The sequence below is a fragment of the Bdellovibrio svalbardensis genome (assembly GCF_029531655.1).
Lineage (GTDB): Bacteria > Bdellovibrionota > Bdellovibrionia > Bdellovibrionales > Bdellovibrionaceae > Bdellovibrio > Bdellovibrio svalbardensis.
In genome coordinates this window covers 201,392-222,701 of sequence record NZ_JANRMI010000002.1, presented here as the reverse complement: position 1 = coordinate 222,701, position 21,310 = coordinate 201,392, and the positions used below count along the sequence as shown (strand labels likewise).

At 46.2% G+C, this 21,310-nt stretch carries 24 protein-coding genes; 10 read left to right on the top strand and 14 right to left on the bottom strand.

All coding sequences use genetic code 11. The features are described from left to right. Positions 1-19: 19 nt before the first annotated feature. Positions 20-769 (bottom strand): tyrosine-protein phosphatase, encoded by a 750-nt coding sequence (locus NWE73_RS06425; protein WP_277577468.1) that lies wholly within the window; start codon positions 767-769, stop codon positions 20-22. A 97-nt stretch (positions 770-866) separates the two neighbouring features. Further along, positions 867-2,309 carry a helicase HerA-like domain-containing protein gene (locus NWE73_RS06420; protein ID WP_277577467.1) on the bottom strand — a complete coding sequence of 481 codons (1,443 nt, stop codon included), beginning with the start codon at positions 2,307-2,309 and terminating at the stop codon, positions 867-869. Positions 2,310-2,605: 296 nt separating this feature from the next. Here NWE73_RS06420 and NWE73_RS06415 point away from each other — a divergent pair, with 296 nt between their 5' ends. The 7 genes from NWE73_RS06415 to NWE73_RS06385 all read left to right on the top strand — a co-directional run bounded on the left by NWE73_RS06415 (position 2,606) and on the right by NWE73_RS06385 (position 9,730). After that, entirely contained in the window at positions 2,606-3,046 is a 441-nt protein-coding gene (locus NWE73_RS06415) for a HAMP domain-containing protein (RefSeq protein ID WP_277577466.1), read from the top strand. A gap of 60 nt (positions 3,047-3,106) precedes the next feature. After that, complete coding sequence (locus NWE73_RS06410) at positions 3,107-3,652, top strand: DUF924 family protein (protein ID WP_277577465.1); 546 nt, start codon at positions 3,107-3,109, stop codon at positions 3,650-3,652. An 85-nt stretch (positions 3,653-3,737) separates the two neighbouring features. Continuing rightward, positions 3,738-5,252: a xanthine dehydrogenase small subunit gene (locus NWE73_RS06405; RefSeq protein WP_277577464.1), complete on the top strand. Its 1,515-nt coding sequence runs from the start codon at positions 3,738-3,740 to the stop codon at positions 5,250-5,252. After that, a complete protein-coding gene (gene xdhB, locus NWE73_RS06400; RefSeq protein WP_277577463.1) occupies positions 5,243-7,579 on the top strand; it encodes a xanthine dehydrogenase molybdopterin binding subunit in 2,337 nt (778 codons plus the stop codon). The genes NWE73_RS06405 and xdhB overlap by 10 nt, the downstream gene beginning before the upstream one ends. Then, positions 7,560-8,360 carry an XdhC family protein gene (locus tag NWE73_RS06395; RefSeq protein ID WP_277577462.1) on the top strand — a complete coding sequence of 267 codons (801 nt, stop codon included), beginning with the start codon at positions 7,560-7,562 and terminating at the stop codon, positions 8,358-8,360. Before xdhB ends, NWE73_RS06395 begins: the two co-directional genes overlap by 20 nt. A 17-nt stretch (positions 8,361-8,377) precedes the next feature. After that, entirely contained in the window at positions 8,378-8,710 is a 333-nt protein-coding gene (locus tag NWE73_RS06390) for a DUF1904 domain-containing protein (protein ID WP_277577461.1), read from the top strand. A gap of 147 nt (positions 8,711-8,857) precedes the next feature. Next, positions 8,858-9,730 carry a hypothetical protein gene (locus NWE73_RS06385; protein WP_277577460.1) on the top strand — a complete coding sequence of 291 codons (873 nt, stop codon included), beginning with the start codon at positions 8,858-8,860 and terminating at the stop codon, positions 9,728-9,730. Between the two features lie 236 nt (positions 9,731-9,966). On the opposite strand, the gene NWE73_RS06380 is transcribed toward NWE73_RS06385, so the two are convergent. The 4 genes from NWE73_RS06380 to NWE73_RS06365 form a co-directional block, all read right to left on the bottom strand. After that, complete coding sequence (locus NWE73_RS06380) at positions 9,967-11,100, bottom strand: hypothetical protein (RefSeq protein WP_277577459.1); 1,134 nt, start codon at positions 11,098-11,100, stop codon at positions 9,967-9,969. A gap of 205 nt (positions 11,101-11,305) precedes the next feature. Next, a complete protein-coding gene (locus NWE73_RS06375) occupies positions 11,306-11,674 on the bottom strand; it encodes a hypothetical protein (RefSeq protein ID WP_277577458.1) in 369 nt (122 codons plus the stop codon). A gap of 79 nt (positions 11,675-11,753) precedes the next feature. Next, the gene (locus NWE73_RS06370) at positions 11,754-12,116 is read right to left on the bottom strand and encodes a nucleotide pyrophosphohydrolase (RefSeq protein ID WP_277577457.1); all 363 of its coding nucleotides are present in this window, start codon (positions 12,114-12,116) and stop codon (positions 11,754-11,756) included. 18 nt (positions 12,117-12,134) lie between these two features. Continuing rightward, a complete protein-coding gene (locus NWE73_RS06365; protein WP_277577456.1) occupies positions 12,135-12,584 on the bottom strand; it encodes a hypothetical protein in 450 nt (149 codons plus the stop codon). 245 nt (positions 12,585-12,829) lie between these two features. On the opposite strand from NWE73_RS06365, the gene NWE73_RS06360 reads away from it, so the two are divergent. Continuing rightward, positions 12,830-14,338 (top strand): methyl-accepting chemotaxis protein, encoded by a 1,509-nt coding sequence (locus tag NWE73_RS06360; protein WP_277577455.1) that lies wholly within the window; start codon positions 12,830-12,832, stop codon positions 14,336-14,338. 222 nt (positions 14,339-14,560) lie between these two features. Here NWE73_RS06360 and NWE73_RS06355 read toward each other — a convergent pair whose 3' ends face one another. From NWE73_RS06355 to NWE73_RS06330, 6 genes are all read right to left on the bottom strand, one after another. After that, positions 14,561-14,764, bottom strand: a complete 204-nt coding sequence (locus tag NWE73_RS06355; protein WP_277577454.1) for a hypothetical protein — start codon at positions 14,762-14,764, stop codon at positions 14,561-14,563. 101 nt (positions 14,765-14,865) lie between these two features. After that, positions 14,866-15,243, bottom strand: a complete 378-nt coding sequence (locus NWE73_RS06350) for a hypothetical protein (protein ID WP_277578189.1) — start codon at positions 15,241-15,243, stop codon at positions 14,866-14,868. 6 nt (positions 15,244-15,249) lie between these two features. Continuing rightward, on the bottom strand, positions 15,250-15,636 hold the full coding sequence (locus tag NWE73_RS06345) for a hypothetical protein (RefSeq protein WP_277577453.1): 387 nt from the start codon (positions 15,634-15,636) through the stop codon (positions 15,250-15,252). 23 nt (positions 15,637-15,659) lie between these two features. Further along, positions 15,660-16,610 carry an NAD(P)/FAD-dependent oxidoreductase gene (locus NWE73_RS06340; RefSeq protein ID WP_277577452.1) on the bottom strand — a complete coding sequence of 317 codons (951 nt, stop codon included), beginning with the start codon at positions 16,608-16,610 and terminating at the stop codon, positions 15,660-15,662. After that, complete coding sequence (locus tag NWE73_RS06335) at positions 16,607-17,413, bottom strand: 2-oxo acid dehydrogenase subunit E2 (RefSeq protein ID WP_277577451.1); 807 nt, start codon at positions 17,411-17,413, stop codon at positions 16,607-16,609. Before NWE73_RS06335 ends, NWE73_RS06340 begins: the two co-directional genes overlap by 4 nt. After that, positions 17,410-18,129, bottom strand: coding sequence for a Crp/Fnr family transcriptional regulator (locus tag NWE73_RS06330; protein ID WP_277577450.1), 720 nt, complete (start codon positions 18,127-18,129; stop codon positions 17,410-17,412). Before NWE73_RS06330 ends, NWE73_RS06335 begins: the two co-directional genes overlap by 4 nt. Positions 18,130-18,290: 161 nt before the next feature. Between NWE73_RS06330 and NWE73_RS06325 the strand changes: the two genes are divergently transcribed. Both NWE73_RS06325 and NWE73_RS06320 read left to right on the top strand, forming a co-directional pair. Further along, positions 18,291-18,812: a GbsR/MarR family transcriptional regulator gene (locus tag NWE73_RS06325; RefSeq protein WP_277577449.1), complete on the top strand. Its 522-nt coding sequence runs from the start codon at positions 18,291-18,293 to the stop codon at positions 18,810-18,812. A gap of 87 nt (positions 18,813-18,899) precedes the next feature. After that, positions 18,900-19,937, top strand: coding sequence for a cytochrome-c peroxidase (locus NWE73_RS06320; RefSeq protein ID WP_277577448.1), 1,038 nt, complete (start codon positions 18,900-18,902; stop codon positions 19,935-19,937). Positions 19,938-19,948: 11 nt separating this feature from the next. Here the strand turns inward: NWE73_RS06320 and NWE73_RS06315 are convergent, their stop codons facing one another. Together NWE73_RS06315 and NWE73_RS06310 are read right to left on the bottom strand one after the other, a co-directional pair. Further along, positions 19,949-20,701 (bottom strand): substrate-binding periplasmic protein, encoded by a 753-nt coding sequence (locus tag NWE73_RS06315; RefSeq protein ID WP_277577447.1) that lies wholly within the window; start codon positions 20,699-20,701, stop codon positions 19,949-19,951. Next, complete coding sequence (locus NWE73_RS06310) at positions 20,698-21,105, bottom strand: group II truncated hemoglobin (RefSeq protein WP_277577446.1); 408 nt, start codon at positions 21,103-21,105, stop codon at positions 20,698-20,700. Before NWE73_RS06310 ends, NWE73_RS06315 begins: the two co-directional genes overlap by 4 nt. Positions 21,106-21,310: the final 205 nt, after the last annotated feature.

The following is a 21,310-nucleotide window of genomic DNA, read 5'->3' as shown; positions in this document are numbered from 1 at the left end:
TGATTTGCTCCCTTCTTTTTTATTCGGTGAACTTGTGTTGCCAGCGTTCGCGGACTTCCGGAGTGATGGCGTATTCGGTTTCGAGAAATTTTTCCAGGTTGCCGTAGCGTTTGTTGATTTCGTCAAAGGCGGCATTCAGGAAGTTCTCGTTAGCCGACATCATGTATTCGAAGCGAGTCATGGCTTTGGGGGAAAGAAACTTTTCCACGCGTTCGATGATTTGCATCTTAAACGGCAATAGGCCCGCTTCGGTTTTAAGATAATCCTCCAAAACTGTCTCTTTCTTCACACCCAAGGAAGAAAGCAACAAGGCTGACCCCACGCCCGTGCGATCCTTACCAACGGCGCAGTGCTGAAGCAAACCACCGCGATCCAACGAGTCCATCTTTTGAAACATGCGCCGATAGGCTGAGTTCCCGAAAGGCAGCGCTTGATACAAGGACTCCATATAGTCAGCAGGCAATGATTCCAGGCGCTCTTTGGTGAACCAGTCCCCCATCGCAGCAGTCATTGCATGAGACGGTGGATTCGCAGGACAACATTCGTAGTTTACTCCGTGCCAGAGCAAATCCTGATCTTTTTGAGATTCATGGGTGTCGCGATAGTCCAAGACATGCGAGATCGACAAAGCCTGAAGTTGTGCAAGATCTTCCTGAGTCAATTTTGACAACGAACCAGAGCGGAAAAAGAACTTCGGCTTCACCTTACGTCCTTCTTTGGTTTGATATCCACCCATATCGCGAAAATTGATTCCACCCTGCAACTTCATTCTGTCTCCTGTCTAGAAATCAAACTTTAGCATACAAGAAAAACAGAATCCTAGTTTTTTGTCGAACTGGCTGTTTGAATGGAGCCAGGCTCCATAGCTATTTTTTGAGTGATCCCAGGATTCCGCGCAGAAGACTTTGTCCTAGCTCACGTCCCACCTTTGAACTTGCCGCTCGCACGACGTTTTTCGTGGCAATTTCCCACATAGAGTCGGGCTCTTTCTTAGCAGTTTTAACTTTCGCAGGGTCTGCACCTCCTTGACCTTCCGTGCGTTTTTGAAGTTTTTCATAAGCAGATTCCCGATCGATTTTTTGATCGTATTGATTCTTAAATGGTGATCTGGAGAGAACAGCCTGTCGTTCTTCTGAAGTAATGGTGCCCATGCGTGATTGCGGTGGACATATCTTCGCACGCTCTACAGGAGTGGGCACCCCTCCTTCACTCAATGTTGAAATAAGGGCCTCACCAACGGCCATCTCTGTGATGACCGCAGACACATCAAGTCCCGCTTTGGCGCGAAAGGTTTCTGCAGCCGCCTTTACTGACTTCTGATCTTTCGGGGTGAAAGCTCGCAGTGCATGCTGTATCCGGTTCCCTAACTGGCCTAAAATATTCTCTGGAATATCCAAAGGATTTTGGGTCACAAAATAAACCCCCACCCCTTTGGAGCGAATCAAGCGCACAACTTGCTCCACCTTATCCAGCAAAGCTTTCGGGGCATCATTAAATAGCAAATGCGCTTCATCAAAAAAGAACACCAACTTTGGCAGGTCCTTATCTCCTTGCTCTGGCAAAGTTTCGAAAAGCTCCGACAGAAGCCACAACAAGAAAGTCGCATATAAGGTCGGTTGCTGATATAGTTTCTCTGCCGCAAGAATATGAATGGGCCCTCGTCCATCCACGGAAGTTTGCATAAAGTCCTGCAGCTTCAGGGCCGGCTCCGCGAAAAAGTTTTCCGCCCCCTGCTCTTCCAAACTTAAAAGCGCCCTTTGAATGACCCCCAGAGTTTGCTTACTAAGAGCCCCGTAGTCTTTGCCAATTACGTCCACGTTTTCTGAGGCAAAAGAAAGTATCGCCTTCAAATCTTTAAGATCTAAAAGCAAAAGACCTTTATCGTCCGCGTATTTAAAGAGCAGACTGAGTACACCACTTTGCGTATCGTTGAGGTTCAACAATCTTGAAAGCAACAAAGGACCCATTTCTGAAATAGTGGCTCGCACCGGATGCCCTTCTTTTTGAAAGACATCCCAAAAAACGACCGGATAGGCTTGATGAGAATAGTTACTCACTCCCAGCTGCCGCGCCCGCTCACTTAGTTTTGGATTGTCATCACCTTTTTGTGAAAGCCCCGCCAGATCGCCTTTGATATCGGCGAGAAAAACCGGAACACCCAAATCAGAAAGCCCTTCGGCCAAAAGCTGCAAAGTGACGGTTTTACCCGTGCCCGTTGCACCCGCTATGAGGCCATGACGATTGGCGTAGCGACCTTCGAGGTAACAAGGCTGATCACCTCGTCCAATTAAGATGCGATTTTCAGACATGGGTTGCTCCTTTACTGCTTGTTTTTGTTATCCTCGTCAGAAAAGTCGTGGTCAAATTCACCTCTGAAATTACAAATTTGGAAAACAACCACCTCGAGGGGTGACCTAAAGTTTAACACTGTCTAGGAACTTCGCAGCATTATCAGCAGCTCAAATTGCATGCTTCCCAACCGGCACTGTCGAAGAGTTTCGCACTCTCTCAGTCTGTCTCAGAGAGAGCCTCACTCTGGTATTTGCCGACAGGTGAGATATAATTTATGCAGGATCACAAACCTTTTCTGAGAGCGAGTGCATATATGGGATTATTGAATCAAAGACGTAAACTCATAGTTGATCGCGAAGTCCAATACGACCTTCTTATGTATGTTGGACTGTTTGTCGCCTTCGTTTTCCTCAGTCAAATTCTTGTGGCCGCAATGTTTTTACATAAACTCGAAACCAAAGCCGCCCTTGGCGAATTGGGCTCCATGAGCATCGCGGAGTTTATCGCAAAATTCAAAGTGGTCTTCTTAATCTATGAACTGTTTGCAGTCAGTGCTTGTGCAGTTGTGGGCTTTTACTTTTTAAACCGCCTGACCAGTCGTATTGTCGGACCTCTCTACAACATTCGCCGAATTTTGCACCTGATAAAGGTCAAACCGGAAAGCCAGATTGAGATCAAGCTGCGCAAAGATGATTACTTCCACGAACTGGTCGATGATTTGAATACCGCCCTAAAGCGCGATAATGTCTTGTGAGTGCCTTGTGAGTCGGCAGGGTGACTGGACGCGGGGAGATTTTCAGAGGATGCTCAAGCCATGGAAATCAACTCTCAGGATATTCTGAATTTTTGGTTTGAAGAGATCGACAGTCGCTTGTGGTTTGCAAAGGATCACAACTTCGATGACCTGATCCGCGAGCGTTTCACTGATATTCACAACAAAGCCGTGCTCTGTGAAACCTATGACTGGCGCAAGACTCCAGAAGGACGCCTGGCTGAAATTATTGTCCTCGATCAATTTTCAAGAAACATGTATCGCGATGATTCCCGCGCATTTGAAAACGACCGTCTGGCCTTGGCCTTAGCTCAAGAGGCCGTGCAAAGCGGCGATGACCAGCACCTGTCCCCTATCAGCAAAGCTTTCATGTACATGCCCTATATGCACAGCGAATCCCAAAAGATTCATGAGGAGGCTGTTCGCCTCTTCTCACAACCTGGCTTGGAGGGTAGTCTTGAATATGAGCTTCTTCATAAAGAAATCATCGATCGCTTTGGACGTTATCCTTATCGTAATGAGTTCCTGGGGCGCCCCTCCACACGAGAGGAGCTGGAGTTCCTAAAACTCCCTGGATCGACCTTCTAGACTCCCTTCTAGCACCGCGTGCCAAACGGCCTGAAGACGACTGGGATTCATTGAAATCCGACAGTTTTCGTGAGAGCCATTTAGGATGAGTCAAACAGCAAAAAGAAACCATATCGTAGTCAATATTAACGGTGAAACCCTTTGCGTCCGCGGGGATGAAGCCTTCCAACCTCTTGCGCAGTTTTTGCGAAATGTTTTGAACAAGGTGGGTACAAAAGTCGTTTGCGCTGAAGGCGACTGCGGGGCCTGCACAGTCCTGGCTTCTTCTTTAGAGAATTCTAAATGGTCCTCATTTCGCGCAATCAACTCCTGCATTGCCCCCGTTTTTCTTTTTGACCAGGCCGTCCTTGTCACTGTTGAAGGTGTGCGCACCCAAGAAGCCTTGAGTGAAGTGCAAGAAAAAATGCGTGAGTTTCACGGTGGCCAATGTGGTTTCTGCACACCGGGCATGATCTGCTCGATGTCTCAGCTGGCTGAAGACTGCGCCAAAGACCAAACGGAAGTGACCGAGAAAAAAGCGCGCAACTATCTTACGGGCAATCTGTGCCGTTGCACGGGCTATGAGCCCATCTTGAATGCGGCCACTCACATTGAGCTTCCGAAGTGGGTTTCTTTGGCAAGTCGCTATTTAACCGAAACACTCAAGACAGAATTTCAAGCCTTGGATGGTGATGTCGAGATTCAAGGTGAAAACCGCATCCTTTCCATTCCCACAACTTTAGCCAGTGCTTTGGCCATCAAAGCCGCCCGCCCCCAAGTTCGTATCGTGGCCGGAGCGACGGACTTGGGAGTCGTCGTCAACAAAGGGAAGATGATTTTATCTGAAGTTCTGGTTCTGAATAAAGTTGCCGAGCTTCGCAAATTGGAAAGTTCTGCCACGCAAGATTTCATCGGAGCTCAAGTGACTTTGAGCGAAGTGGAAACTTTCATCCGCGATGTTCACCCGGAATTAAAACGCCTTCTGCATATTTTCGCTTCTCCGCAAATTAAGAATCAAGCAACGCTGCTGGGAAATATTCTCAATGGTTCCCCGATTGGTGACAGCATTCCCGCTTTGATGGCGCTGGAAGCTGAAATTCAATTTGCTTCCACCAAAGGAACTCGCAGCGTTCCTCTGAAAAGATTTTACAAGGGCTACAAGGTCTTTGATAAAACGGACGATGAAATCGCAGTGGGTCTTGCAATTCCCGCATTAACCAAACCTGGAAACCAACAATTCTGGCTTCATAAATTCTTCAAGGTTTCGATGCGCAAAGATTTGGATATCTCTGCGGTGACCTTTGCGGCAGTTATCAAAATGGACAACAACCACATTGCCGAAGCTCGTCTGGCGATGGGCGGTATCGGTCCTTGTGTCATTCGTTTGACCGAGCTTGAACAAAAACTTCAGGGTAAAACTTTTGAACTTCAAACATTTGAAGAGGCCGGAGTCTTGGCGGCATCTCTGATCACGCCGATCTCTGATTTGCGTGCGAGCCAAGAGTACCGTCGCCTGGTCACTGCCAATTTATTCAAAAAATGTTTCCATGAACTTTCTGTTGAGATGAACCCGTCTGGTAAGTCATCGGATAAGTCAAAGGCGGAGGCCGTATGTCCATAGGAAAAAACATTCCACACGATTCGTCTTTGGGCCATGTCACGGGAACCAGTGTCTTTATTGAAGACCGTCCCCGCATGCAAAGAGAACTTCTGGTTCTTCCTGTCGGTGTCCCCTGCGCCAGCGGGACACTTAAAAGTATTTCCTATGAAAAAGCGTTGAAAGCTCCGGGTGTCGTAGCCGTCTTAACAGCCAAGGATCTTCATCACAATATTTGGGGAACCATTGTTCAAGAACAGCCGATTTTAGTCAGTGACAAGATCGGTTACTATGATGAGCCCGCACTACTTTTGGTTGGCGATGATTATGAAAAGTTGTTGTTAGCGAGAAGTCTGGTCACCTTTGAAATCGAGAAGGCTCCAGCAATTCTTTCCATCGATGAGGCCATCGCCAAGCAGTCCTTCATCTGCAAATCAGGCCCGATGCGCTGTGGAGATATCGATAAAGCGATGGCCATGGCTCCTCACCGTCTGTCTGGAGTATTCGAGTGCGGAGGCCAAGAACATTTCTACTTGGAATCTCAAGCCTGCGTCGCTTATCCCCTTGAAGATGGTCAGATCGAGATTCACTCCAGCTCGCAACATCCCAGCGAAACCCAACATGTCGTTGCGGAAGCTTTGGGACTGAGCCTGCATCAAGTGGTCTGCGTGGTAAAACGCATGGGCGGAGGTTTCGGTGGTAAAGAAAGTCAGGCCGCTCCCTTTGCCGCGATGGCAGCCATTGTCGCACAAAAAATGGGACTTCCAGCTCGTTTAATTCTGTCAAAAGACGACGACATGGCGATGACCGGCAAACGACATCCTTTTAAAAACTTCTACGATGTGGCTTTCGATAACGAAGGCAATATCCTTGGCTTGAAAGCGCATCTCTATGCGGATGGCGGTGCCTATGCCGATCTTTCAAGTTCCATTTTAGATCGTGCACTTTTCCATATCGATGGCGCTTACTATTTGCCGAATGCCTATATCGAAGGCCATGTCTGCCGCACGAATATGTATTCCAATACCGCCTTCCGCGGCTTCGGCGGCCCCCAAGGCTCCATGACCATCGAAAGCATCATTGAAGAGATCGCAACTTATCTGAAAATAGATGCCCTCACCGTGCGCGAACGCAATTGTTATCGTCCGGAAAACAATGTCACTCACTACGGTCAAAAGCTTGAAAACACGCCGCTGCAAGAACTCTTCAGCAAGCTCACCGCCGACAGTGAATATCGTGAACGTCGTAAAGCCATTGATGAGTTCAACCGTCAGAATCCTCACAAAGTTCGCGGGCTTTCCATGACGGCGACTAAATTTGGTATCGCCTTCACTGCGCGCTTCCTGAATCAAGGGAATGCCAGCGTCAATGTTCACAAAGACGGAACAGTGCAAGTCTCCACCGGCGCCACAGAAATGGGGCAAGGTGTGAACACCAAAATTCAACAAATTGTCGCACACTGTTTTGGGATTGACGCCGCCGCAGTCAAAGTCATGGCGACCTCGACTGAAAAGAATCACAATACTTCTCCGACAGCTGCCTCGAGCGGGGCTGATATCAACGGGGCCGCAGCCTTAAAGGCGGCGGAAGGCATTAAGAAGCGCCTGGCATGGGTGTTCCAACTAACACTTGCTGGTGCACCGATGGATGACGTGAACGAATGTCCTCCACTCAATGAAGCTCTTTTGAAATTGGAAGAGTTTGAATTTAAAGATGGTCAAATTAAACATCTGCCGTCTGGCAAAACCATGAGCTGGAATGAGCTTCTAATGAAAGCTTACTTCAATCGCTTGAGTTTGGGCGAGTATGCTCACTTCAAAACGGAAGGCCTTGGTTATGACAAAGCCAAGGGCGTGGGAACTCCCTTTAAGTATTTCACAAATGGAGTTGCCGCCAGCGAAGTGGAAATTGATGTCTTCACGGGGGAATATAAAGTTCTTCGCACAGACATCCTGATGGATTTGGGCCGCAGCTTGAATCCCGGAATTGACCGTGGGCAAGTGACCGGCGCCTTTGTGCAAGCGATGGGCTGGGTGACAACAGAAAAGCTTTATCACAATAAAGACGGAAAACTGTTGAGTCACTCTCCGACGACTTATAAAATTCCTAATGTGCAAGACACTCCCCGTATTTTCAATGTCGACTTCATTGAAAACAACGGCAACACCGCGAATGTGCACAGATCAAAAGCGGTGGGCGAACCACCGTTCTTGTTGGGTATCAGCGTATGGACGGCGATTAAGGATGCTTTGAGATATAAATCTCGGGGTGCGATTCCACAGATCATCTCCCCTGCAACACCTGAAGTCGTTCTTATGGAGCTAGCGAAGTATGAGTCATCAAAACTTTGAGAATTTTCTTTCCGCATTTAAAGATCTGCAAGAACGCCACAAGACCTTTGTTGTTGTTACTCTGGTAAAACAACTGGGCTCCTCACCGCAAGATGTGGGTGCAAAAGCCCTCGTCTCGTTGGATGGTCTGGAATACGGCACTGTGGGCGGTGGAAAAGTTGAAAATGCCGCTATCATAGAAGCGCAACGCATGATTCGTGAAAACCTGACGAATCACTTCGTTGATTGGAATTTGCAAAAAGATATCGGCATGACCTGCGGTGGTGTGGTCAGCTTCTTCTTTGAATTGTATCAAGCCAAAAATCCCTTTCATGTCGTGGTTTTTGGCGCGGGCCATATTGCTCAAGAATTTATTAGAATGCTTTTGATGCTCGACTGTCAGGTGACTTGCTACGACAACCGCCCAGAATGGATTGCCCGTCTGCCAAAATCAGCCAAGCTCACAACAATTTGCACGGACAAGATGGCAGACCAGGTGGAGTCCTTGCCGGCTGGCAGTTATTTGACACTCATGACGATGGGTCATGGCACCGACATGCCGATTCTAATTGAAGCTATGAAACACCGCAGTCGCTTTCACTATGTCGGAAACATCGGCAGTGATCAGAAAAGACTGCGCTTAGAAGATGATCTGCGCAAAGCAGGAATTCCCGAGGGAACACTGAAGGCTTTCTATTGCCCTATGGGTGAAGATTTTGGCACGAACTCTCCGGTTGAAATTTCATTTAGCATCATCGCGCAGCTCCTCAAGACTCGCGATAAAATCGTCCACCCGGCTTAACCACGGAAGGAAGACCTATGCCTCATATCCGCATGCGTGCAATGACCGAAGAACATGTTGCCAAGCTCAGCGGAGTTCTTGCCAAGGAACTTGCAGTGGCTGTTCATACCGACATCGACAATTTTACTTTTGAACTGGTCGAGACAAAGTTTTTCACGCAAGGAAAGGCCACCAAGTCTTACCCTTTTGTTGAAGTCTTGTGGTTTCCGCGCTCTCAAGAAAGCAAGAACGCCTGTGCCCGAATCATTACCGACCACATCAAAGAGCTGGTCGGCAAAGAAGAAGATGTTGTGGTGCTGTTTAAGGAACTCGCCAAAGAATCTTACTATGAAAATGGCAAGCACTTCTAAGGAGTGCTTTGAAACTGATCAACTAATGTGGTGATTTTGGAAAATCACCATCTTTGAAATGTTCGGAGACCGAACATAGAGCATCTCCCCTTTCCATCTTGGTTATTTCTCCACTAAGACCTATCTTTGCATTCAACGCTGATTCTTATGTCTCAGCTCTCTATTCAACATCGAAAATGCCCCCATTGTGGCTCGTTGACCTTCGTCAAAAGAGGCTACTTTTATAAAAAGAGCACTAAAACCTACATCCCTCGCTATAATTGCAAGCACTGCCTAAAGACCTATTCCACTCGCACCCATTCTCCGACATTTAAACAAATCAGATCCGATCTCAATGCACCTCTATTTAGACTGCTCACGGGAGGAGTCAGTATCCGCGAGTCTGCAAGGATTCTGGATTGTTCCTATAAAACCGCTTATTTAAAATCCATTTGGCTTGGCCGACTGGCAAAAAGTTTTCATTTAAAACAACGATTTATTATTCAAGAGCTTCAGTTCGACGAGATGTTTTCCATTGAACACACCAAGCTAAAACCACTCAGTATACTTCTTGCCGTTGATGACAAATATCGTATCATCGGCGCACAGGTAGCAAAAACCAAAGCCACTGGGTTACTCGCCGCGATCTCTTATAAGAAATACGGTCCTCGCCCTAATGAGACCTCTAAAAAAATTCCTGAGCTACTTCATCAGATCAGAGAACAATCCGGAGCTATCCCTCTCATAAAGACCGATGAAAATCCCCATTATCAAACGCATGTCAAAAAAATATTTAAAGGTTCCACCCATCAGACTTTCTTAAGCGCAGAGCAAAAAGAAAAGTCCAGAGAGCAGAAATATCTTTCCACCGAAAAAAAGAAATTCGATCCCCTATTCGCAGTCAATCACACTTGCGCAAAACTACGCGATCATATCAAACGCCTAGCACGAAGATCCTGGTGCATAACCAAGCAGTCCGAACACCTCGAACTCGCAATCTATCTCTACATCGCAAAGATCAATCAATACAAACTACTCTAAATAGAAAACCTTGTTGATCGCATAATTTGGCTGGCGGAGGGCTTAGTGGCCTTGAATCGAGTTCCACAGCCACCCGACACCAGTGCATTAAAAAATAAGAAATAAATAACAAAGACCTACAAAGCCAGGATCAGCCACCACGTGGCGAGGACTGTCCGAAGAGTCAAGGCCACTAAGCCCTCCGTCAGTCAAATCCCCGCGCTATCACCACACGGGTTGATCAGTTTAGAGTGCTTTTACTGTTGAATCTTCAAATACATCGCGACGGAAGCGGTTTCATTAATCACCCGCTGAGAAATCGCGGGTTGATTGACGAAGTAACCAAAGGCTCTCAGCTTATTGGTTTGCAACGGCCCTTCATTTAATTTGCTCAAATTCCAATTCGATTGGAACGCGATATTCTTAAAATCATTCGCCCAATCCCACTGTCTGAAATTGAGTTGCCCCCACTGATGTGCGGTGTTCGCAAGATGGCAGCTGGCACAATCCAAAGTCCCAGGATTATGACGGTCCGGATTTTCATACTCATGGACTTTGCCCATCAGGGCTTTGATCTGTGCCTCGGTCAGACGCTTTTTCGTTGTGGATGAATCTTGAACAAAGGCCGCAAACTCGGGATCTTCTGGCGGAGGAGGAAACATCCCCCCTGTAAAACTTCGCGACGCCGAAGAACTGGAGATCACTCCCTGAGTGCGCCCCTTCGAACGCGGAATCATCATCGCCTGAGGCTCTCCGTTTTTGATATCAAAGCCAGAGAAAATCCACAGCTGCTCCCCCGACATCACATTCATCGCCGTCATACGCACGATATTCTTTTCACCACAATACTTCAGGATGAGAGCACGCAGGTATTTCCAATAAGCTCCCTGCAAACCTTCTTGTTGAAGCTGGGGATGAATCTGTAAGGCGTCAGAGGATGAACCAGAGGAAAGGCTTTGCCAGTCTTTCCATACTTTGGCGAAAGTCGCATCGTCGAACTCATAGAAACTATGGACGGCGGCATCTCTAGTACTGACCGTCTGCCCGGCATGAAAAACCGGCTGCCACACCAAACGAATCTGTCTGCGACAATTTTGCGGCCCGACACCTTCAGTAAAACATGGATCAATTCTTATACCGATCACTTTTAATGAATCACGATACGTGATGCTGTTGGGAACCTCTGGAACGAGCTGCACCAACTCAATATAAGTTTTTTTGGAAAGGAGTAATCCCTGCGCACCCTGATCTTGAGGGCTCAGCATCAGCGCCATTTCATTGACGCGAGGAAGAGGTATAAGAATGGTGAGGTCATTCAAACTCAGCGCTTGAGCTTTCGCTCCCATTCCACAAACAACAAATACGCATAGGATCACAGCAAATGATTTCATTAAGACTGTCTTTACAGATCCAGAACGGTAATTCAATTGGAAAACGAGAGTTTATATGAAAATGAAAGTGAAGTGATTTTTATTGATGGCCAAAATTGGGAAAGCCAGATGGGGACAAAAAATATGATCACTTTTTTATGCAACGCAGCCCCTCGCTACATTAGAGTCTGCGCTCTTCATGAGGGGCTACTTAAGAACGAAGAGACTACTCTTTCGTCGCTTCAACCGGAACAAGCTTATTCTTAACAACTTTCAAATGAGCCTCATGAGACTCGCACACTGTCTTCTGATCATCGCAAACATAAAAGCTGATCGAGAAGGAACGGTCTTTAACTTTAGAAACGTCAAACACCATTTGATTCTCAGTTTTCTTCGTAGGCTCTGCAGAACCCATTTCTCCGTCCATATACAACCCGGCTGGAGATTCCATCACAAAGTGAAACCCTTTATCCAAAGTCACAACGATTTTGCCGCCGGATAGTTTCAAATGATCTTTGCCATCTGTGATGCGTGCTTGTGAAAGAGCGGGAACGAGAAGTGCAACTGCAAGAATAAGACTTTTAATATGTTTCATAGTGCTTCTATTAGAAGGGCACAGAATTTTCCTGTCAAGGCATTCGAAAATTGACCTTGATGGCCAATGTGAAATGACTCTAGACTTCATTATATTTTTTGTTGGATCCCTTGGAAGATTCCACCGGGTATTTCAAATTATTCTTTGCAAGCTTTGCTGCCAACGCCGCGGGCAGATCGATCTGGTTCATCTGACTAAAGCGAAGAATAAAGAAAAGCACATCTGCTAATTCATCTTCAATTTTTCCACGCGACACTGGGTCTTGAAACTGCCCTGCAATTTGCTCGTTCGATTTAAATCTAAAAAGATCCAGCAACTCAGCCGCTTCCGTGGATATACCTATAGCCAACTCTTTGGGAGAATGGAATTGATCCCAGTCACGCTCTTCGCAGAACTGCTGCACAAGATTCTTCATCTGCTGGAGGTCATTTTTTGAATCCATCGCAATCCCCCAAAAATACTATTTGCGTGACTTTGGAATGAAGGAGCTGCCCTGCTTGCCAGAAGCTTTCTTTCTGAACTTTTCAGGCTTCAAATCGTCTTCATAAAAAGACCCTTTTTTCTCAACCGGGTCTTCAACCTTTTTCGGTTCAGCGGCTCTCTTCTGGGTTGCTGGCTTCAGTGACTCTGACTTCGGAGCTTCTGGACGAGGCACCTTTGGTTTAGCTTTCTCAATTTTCTCAATATCAGAAAACTTGAACAGGCTGACTTTTTTTACATCAAAGACTTTCACGCCTTCGGGCGCAATGGCTTTGATAAGCCCGGTGAATCCCAAGTGACCGATTTTTTTGCCAGTGATTCTGAATTTAATCTGTGGCGCAGCCTTGCCTTTGAGGATCTTATTCAACTCAGCGACATCTGAAGAACCAAATTCTTGTCCGATAATTTTAACAATGATCTCTTTTTTCATGTGGGCTTATAGTAGGCCCAAGGTCTCTTAAATACAACAGGGAGGGCATATTGGGTCAATTCGACCTCATTATTGCCTGTTGGAGTCATTTTCTGTTTCGAAATGCCCCCAAACACCACTTGAAAAGCTCCGTTTTAGTCTTAAGGTTCAACCAAACTCACCGATAAGCCCATAAATTTAAGTAAACCTATTTTTGTATTCAAAAGAAATGGTTAACGCCAGTAAAGTTTAAGGAGCATTGTGGAATGAAAAAATTAAGTCTAAATGCCAAAGTGGCCTTCCTTGTTGGGTTTTTAATAAGTGGCAGCGTCATCATTTCAGCCGTTGGTATCTCAAAAATGAGCACCATCAACACAAACTTAGACGAAATTACGGACAGAACGGCCCCACGAATCGATCTGGATCATCGCCTCAAAGAGATCTTTCTGATCCAGGTCATCAATGAACGAGACTTCGTTTTAGAAGAAACTGCGGAAGACCGAAAGACCATTCTGGCGCGCCTCGAAAGCCGAGACAAAGAACTCCGCTCCTTGCTTGAAGAAAGAAAAAAAGTCGCCAGTGAAGCTGGTCTTGTGACAATTCATGACTTTCAGGAGGCCTATGAAAAATGGTCTTCGGTAGATAAGGAAATTATTGGTTTTGCCCAGGCTGGGAACAATAAAGACGCCATAAGACTCATTATGGAAAAAGGCCGTACCCTAAGATTGGCCGTCGAAGAAGTCATCAATTCGTCCATTGATCGCAACAAAAAGGAAATGGAGGTTAAAAAAGAGGCGTCTTCTGCAACCTACCAACTGGCCCGCACCACTTCCATTATGACCACGGCCCTTGCGTTGCTCATTGGTGTATTCATGTCTTTTTTCATTTTGCGCTCGTTAGGAAAATCCATTTCCCAAGTTATTGACGGCTTAAAGGACAACTCTTTAAATGTCACACAGGCGTCGCACCAAATCGCTTCTTCATCTGAAGGACTGTCCCAGGCCTCGGCAGAACAGGCTGCATCCTTAGAGGAAACAGTATCCACCCTTGAAGAACTGACCTCCATGGTGAGGGTCAATTCAGAAAACGCCAAACAAGCGGCAAAACTTTCTGAAGAAACTCGAACGATCGCAACCAAGGGCGAACATGAAATTCGCGATCTGATTGTCTCCATGAACCACATTTCATCAGATTCGAAGAAAATTGAAGATATCATCAACGTGATCGACGATATCGCCTTTCAAACCAACTTATTGGCTTTGAATGCTGCCGTTGAGGCTGCCCGTGCGGGTGAGCAAGGAAAGGGATTTGCGGTTGTGGCTGAGGCCGTGCGCAATCTTGCCCAACGAAGCTCATCTGCAGCCAAGGACATCACAGAGTTAATCAAAGGCAGTGTGCAAAAGATTGAAACCGGCAGCACGCAGGTCAGCAGAAGCGGAGAAGTTCTCAGTGAGATCGTGGCCTCTGCAAAAAAGGTTTCTGATCTCAATGCGGAAATCGCCTCAGCCAGCGAAGAGCAATCAAATGGAATCAGCCAAATTGGCAAAGCAATGAATCAATTGGATCAAGTGACACAGATCAATGCGGCAACCTCAGAAGAAGCGGCAGCATCTGCCCAAGAACTTTCAGTGCAGGCAAATCAGCTGACTCAAATTGTGGATGTGCTCATCTTTACTATTAAGGGAGGGAATGACCTTCCTGAATCTGTAAGCCCTGTCGTAGCAAAGAACGAAGCCAAGGAATTTAGACAAATGAGTTCCACTTCGGGATTCTAAAGACCGTGACAAGCCAGGGGGCTTGCGTTAGCTTCCCGGCATGTATAAAAAAGCCCTCACCGTTCTTCTTGTTATCGCTTTGATTGGCCTTGTGACTCTCGGCTTGATAGCCTGCGTATTTTTGTTCCTCGTTCGTCCCAGTTGATTTAGAAAAGGATCCTGGGACCCTTTTCTAAAATTCCCTGTGAACGCTTAACTTCGATGTCACTTTCAACATCTAGCTCAACGACGAGCGGGACGATTCTTATCTTCTTTTTTTGAAACCAAACTTTCCCTTCCGGTAATTTCAAAATCGGATTCCTGACTGTCTTTTCCTAAACTTTCCCGACCTGCCAAGCCCGCATCTGCCTCCGTGGCCCGATGAACAGAGCTCGGTTTCATTTTACCTGGTTGGGAACTTTTCTTTGGCATTTCCTTGTTAGGCATAAAGCCCTCCTTGCATTGCAAAGTTCTTAGGTGGTCAGACTTTATAATATCAAAGAAAAAAGTCTGACTACAGCCAGGAGATCATGCATATGTACAAAGAATTAATAGTTCGATTTTCTTAACATTTTTCCTGCAGAATACACGACGGAACTTGAGAAGAAGGCGGCAGCACCAAGCCCCCCACCAAAACCTTGAGCCAGTGGAATCAGAAAAACAAATACAACTCCAAAGATCAGACTCGCAAGAAGAACTCTTTTCCATCCCAGACGCGATTTATCAGTCATACCCACAAAGGTCGCGCCGAAGAAGGCCGCCTGCAATGCCCCGACAAAGGAAATATTCAAGGCTCCTACAATCAACGCAAAAATCAGCGTGGAAGCACTGGAAGCCCTGACTGTTGGCATATGAACTTTATGAATAAGAAAGTAAGTTACTTGTGCACCCAGGATGGCCACTAGAAGAACACTCCAAAGCATCATCACAAATCAACCCCAAAAGCGTATAGCTACGCCCAAAAGTGATGATATAAACGCGATCAGCCCTAGCCGCCCACCCAGGCCTTTAAAATATGGACTCATAAAAAAATAGATCGAACTTCCCAAAAACGAGACCAACAGGATTTGCCCCGGGCCGGCATTAACCACGCGAGATCCCATGGCCACAAAAGCCCCCATATAAATCGTGGCATGCACATGAGTGCTTTCGATTCTTTTGGTATCAGGAATAAAGGAGCCCAAAAAACCAGTGAGCGCCGCCGCAACCACTGCCGTTAATTGATACTGGCTTTGCAGAAAGAAACAGAAAGAGCAACCCAACAAAAAAGTACCGAACTTCAAAATCCAAAGTTCAAAATATTTCAACGAAAAGACCAATTCAAACCTCTTAGCAGGTCACTCTAACGCAGGCTCTTGAAATGGTCCAGAACACTTTGCGCACTCAGAAGAGCAGCTTCGACCCGAGCCCCCAAACACCAATCCCCACAGGCAATCAACTGCAGACCGGAATCAATCAATGCCGGCCGGCCTACTGGAGATTCCGTATTCGCATAACGCCAGCGATGAATTGAACTGTATTGAGACTCCGGAAATTTAATCTGCAAAATCTCTTCGCTTTCGCGGCTTAATAAAGTCTTCAGAAGCTCAAGATCGGACTCAAGATTCTGAACCGCCCAAGAGTTTGTACTCTGAATCACCAGACAACTTTGCGTCTGATTGCGCCCCGGCTTGCTATTGTTTTGTGCGATCCAACCAACGATGGCATTTTCAGGTTTCAAATAGACTGGCAATGACGATGGGAGCTTCTCTGAAAATCCCAGCATCACTGCAAAGCATGGACTGATGCGAACTTGGCGCATGTCTTGATGCCCATTGAATTCCGATGGAAAGATTTTTGAAGTTTGCGGAGCCGGAGCTGTCGAGACAACCCAGTCGTAGGGACCTCGCGAGGTTTGATCTTTAAAATGAATCACCCATTGTCCGGCAGCGCGCGAGAGTGATGAGACTTCACACTGAAGATGTACGTTCGCACCTTGCAATAAACCCTTCGCCAAGGAATTCATCTGCGGGGCCGAGGACCAAAACTCCTTTTCACCCTCCGTCACCCAAACTTTCAAAACATCATCAAAGTGCGGTGACAGCATCTTGCGAATATTTTCATCTCGGAGAGTAAAGTACTGGGCACCATGGTCAAAGCTAAAGCCCTCCCCGTGGCGCGTGGACATACGTCCACCAATTCCACGAGACTTTTCAAATACATCGACCTCGATACCGGCGATGGTTGAGAGTTGTTTTGCAAGGAAGGCCCCGCTGATTCCAGCACCAATTATTGCAACCTTATTTAATCTCATTTCTGCTCTTTGCCATTGGAGGTCTTCAACAAGGATCCTCCGGAAAAATGAAAATGGGCTTCAAAATCCCGCAACATTTTTGCCGCGTGAGCCCCGTCAAAAAAACGATGGTCAAAAGTCACTCCCAAAGGAAGAATACTGCGCACAACAATTTCGCCATTGATCACCTTCGGTTGCTGCGAAACCTCCCCCACCGCGACCATCATGACAGCTTTGCTGAATGGCACCAAGGGCACTAAGGCATGCCGCAATCCCAATGAACCGACATTTGTGACAATCACCGCACCAAAGGGATCTTTGGGAAGGCTCCAGCGGGTCAAATCCAAATTCAGATCATGAACCGCAAAGGAAAACAGCTTCAGAAAGGGCTTCATCAAAAAGGACGGCAGTGCATTTAGAATTTGAAAAGCTCGATGCAGACGCGGATCTTTTCGAGCCCGAATCTGCGGAATCGAAGCCCCCAGGGATTCACGAATCTCTTGAAGACTCATCTTGTCGACCTCTGTCAGGTGCGCAAAGGAAAGATCCGATCTTTGTTGTTCCTCAATATGAACCAACACGGAAATATTCACCTGCTCTCGATAGTAGAGCTTACCAAACCGAAGAATCGAATTCAGCTCACGGTGCTTCTTCATGACCTCGGCCAGGGACTTCAAGACAAAAGGCAAAGGAGACTTTTCAATGGAGGAGTCCGTTAAATCCAAGTCCAAGAAACCATAGACGGAGGGATCTCCACCGGAGTGCCAAAGAGACAATGCCACTTTCCTGAAGAAGCCAATCCGCTTGGCAGGAGTGTATTTCATCGAGACCTGACTTCACCGGCCTCATGAGCCAACGCCGCAAGATTCTTAATAATAATCTCACGCCCTTTTATATCGACCAAACCTTGATCTTTGAATTCAGACAAATACCGCGAGAAGGACTCATTCACTGTCCCCGCAAGCTGTCCCAGTTCATATCTGGTCAACTGAAGATTCAAGGATATTCCAGAAGGACCTTTTACTCCGAAGCGATTGGCCAACAACACCAATTGATGTGCAACTCTTTCCCGAATGCTCGCCAAATACAGGGAGTGACTGTTTTCATCCACCCCTCTTTGGCTATCAATGCGTTGCTTAAGCAAAGCACGGACAACAGGGTCTGCCGTCCTTAGCATTTCCTCGATAGCCGCAGGACTGTAATAAAAAACCATGGCTGGAGTCATTGCAACCACGCGATATTTTTTTAAATCACCATCAGACAAAAGTTTGCTGTCGAGGTACTCGCCCTCAGTCACCAGGCGAACGAGAAACTCGCCGGAATGATAGCGACCACGAACAGAGTCCTCAAGGAGATAGACTTTCAGACATCCGGCCTGCACGAAGTACAAGCCCTCTGGCAAACGGTCCGAGGAATAAAGATCGTCACCGGCATTCAAATAAACAGTGCTGTAATTCGGCTTATTTTCGAAAAAGGAATTCCCTACTTTTCCCAGCCCACCTACTAGACTCACAACAGTATTGCCATATGCTGTATTCATTTAAGCTCCCGTCTGCTCAAAAAACTTCAGGATTTACTCACCTCTAAATAGTTCAAACCATCGTAAACTATTTCCATAAAGATGTAAAGTCCATCGTTTTTCTATGTATAAATGAGCCAAAACAAGCTCCAAGCTTTCGTTTTCATTTAATTTATGCAATCATGAACAATATGAAAAAAGACTTCACATTAGAGGCCTTAAACCGCCTTGCCGAGCAAATCGGTCATTTTATTGAGTATTGGGGCTTTAAAAAGATTCACGGTCAGATGTGGACTCATATCTATTTATCCGCAAAGCCGATTTCAGCAGTAGAGCTCAGTCAGAAACTGCAGGTCTCAAAGGCACTCATCAGTTTATCCATCCGTGACCTTGAGTCTTACAATCTGATCCAACAGATCGAATCAGAAAATAAGAAAACCAAGCTCTTCATCGCCAACCCGGATATCTTTGAAGTGATCACCAATGTCTTGCGCAATCGCGAGCTCTTAATGCTCAAACAGATTCAAATCGATTTTGAAGTTTTCAAAAAACAAAATGAGCATGGCAATTCGCAGGAGGTTGATCCGAATCGCATGGATGAGCTGGGCGATATGATTGACACCTCGAAGGAACTTTTGGAGAACCTGATCGAATTCAAAGCTCTGGATCCTTCAGTCTTCCTGTGCCCTGATTTGAAACAATAAAAAAATAACATACGCCCTATTACTTTACTGGCACAATTATACCAACCCTTGCCGGGCTGAAAATTTGCCCTGAAAAAAGAGGTTTGCATGAAATTGTCCTTCACGCTTCTTTCGTTGTTCTTGATTTTAAATACTCCCTTCACCGCTTCCGCGAATGACAAAGACCTTCTAAAAACTGCGAAAGCCCTTTTTGGTATCATTCCCGCAAAACAAGAACGCCCTGACAAGATCACGGCGGAGCAGACTGAACTGGGACGCAAACTGTTCTTCGACTACCGCCTCTCCAAAGACGGCAGCACCGCCTGCGTGCGCTGTCATCAGCCTCAGTTCTACAGCACGGACCGTTTGAGTCAGTCCACGGGATTTAACAACAACAAAGGTGCGCGAAATGCCCAATCGATTTTAAATCTCAAGTATCAAACTATTGTTCATTGGCGCAATGACCGTATCAATATTGAAGAACAAGCCCTTCGTGCTTTTACGACGCCATTGAGCCTGGGCAACTCCTCTACAGAGGAGGCCTTAAAACGTCTTGATCTGGCAGGCTACTCACCTCTTTTTGCAAAGGCTTTTCCTAAAACTGAAAAGCCTTTAACCTTGGAAAATGCAGCCACGGCCCTCGCCACCTATCAAAGATCACTGACCACTCGCGCGCCCTTTGATAAATATCTCGAGGGGGACATCAAGGCTATCTCGGCACAAGCGCAAAAGGGACTCAAAGAGTTTGTCACGGTGGGATGCTCCAGTTGCCACAACGGCCCTGCCGTTGGCGGACGTATGATGCAAAAGTTTGGTGTTTTCCATGACTATTGGGGTATCACCAAAGTCGCGAATCCCGACAAAGGACGACAAGATGTCACCAAGAAGGATGAAGATCTTTATATCTTTAAAGTTCCGTCGCTTCGAAATATCACCGAAACGGCACCTTACTTCCATGATGCCTCAGCAAAAGATTTAGATACTGCAATTCGATGGATGGGGAAACTGCAACTCAATAAGGATTTAAGCAACGAACAGGTGTCTTTGATAAAAGCATTCCTGGAAAGTTTGAAAGGAGAACTACCTAAAAACTTTCGAGAGGCACCGACCTTATCTTCTGAACCTTATGCCGGACCCAATATTTAGATCTGGCAGACCTACTGAGTAATATATTTCTTCACCAGGGCCGGATAACTCGAATAATGCTTCGTAATCTGGCTACTGAGATACTCAAAAGTTTCTTGGTCAATGTCTTTTCTAAAGACAATATAAAGATCCAAACGGCTTTCAGGTATCTTCAACAAGTGCATGTCCTGAACTGATTTATCATTCTGCAATAAATATTCTGCATTTGTATATGTGGGCGCAAAGACGCCATCAATTCTCTTCAATCGAACCCGTTCTATATTTCGGCGTATGACTTGCTCGCCACTCAGGTAATCAAATTTAACACCCGCCTTAACTAGCAATGGCGGTGTGATAGAAGCCTGCGAATGCCCCAGAGTCATACCTTTGAGATCCGTCAGAGTTTTCAATTCTTTTAATTTAAAACCTTTGGAAACTATAACCCCGGAATAAGTCGTATAAAGACTGTGACTTGAATAACGAATCAACTTTTCTCGGTCGGGATTTTTTGCCAGCAGAAGCCCCACATCGATCTTCTTATTCTCCAGATCAATCAGGAAACGCGCAAAGGGAGTCACCAACCACTTCACTTTATATTTCCGCTGAGGATTCATATACAAATTGAAGAAATCAACGGCGGCTCCAGCGGGCAGATCGCCTTGCTTGGAAACAAAAACATGCGGAGGAATGTCATAGGTTGCAACTCTTAGCTCTTTTTGTTGTGCAAAACCCGGAGCGCTAAGAAGCACACTGAAAGCTATCAGCGATCTAAAAAAACCACTCATACATTTCCCTCGCCGGGCTCTTCTTGATTGCGCATATGATCTGCCAAACGCAAAAGGGAATGCAAAAGCTCACTGCGCAAGGGCTCTTCGATTTTCATATCATCAAAAGCTTGCACCATGCAAAGCATCCACTGATCTCGTTCGGACTTACCAATTTTAAACGGAAAATGACGCATTCTTAACCGAGGATGGCCGAATCGCTCCATAAAAAGATTCGGACCCCCCAGCCAGCCCGACAAAAACATAAACAGCTTTTCATCTGATCCCCGCAAATTTTCAGGATGCATATCACGAATGCCCTTTGCCTCGGGCAGGGTATCCATGATTTCGTAAAATCGTTTTGTAAGCTGGCGAAGATTCTGCTCTCCACCGAGAAGTTCATAGGGCGTTTTTTGATCAGACATGCTAGCCACGATACTCCACATAGTCAGCTGAAGCAATGGCTCCACCATCATCTGATCCCCGACTCCCCAAAAAAAATTAGTGACGCAGCCGTTGTTATCTCAGACCATGTTTCCAGGCATTTTTAACTTAGCATTGCCCGACCAAGGTTCGAGGATGCGAATTTATGCCCTCCTCTTTTTATGATAAAATTCAGCTAATAAGGAA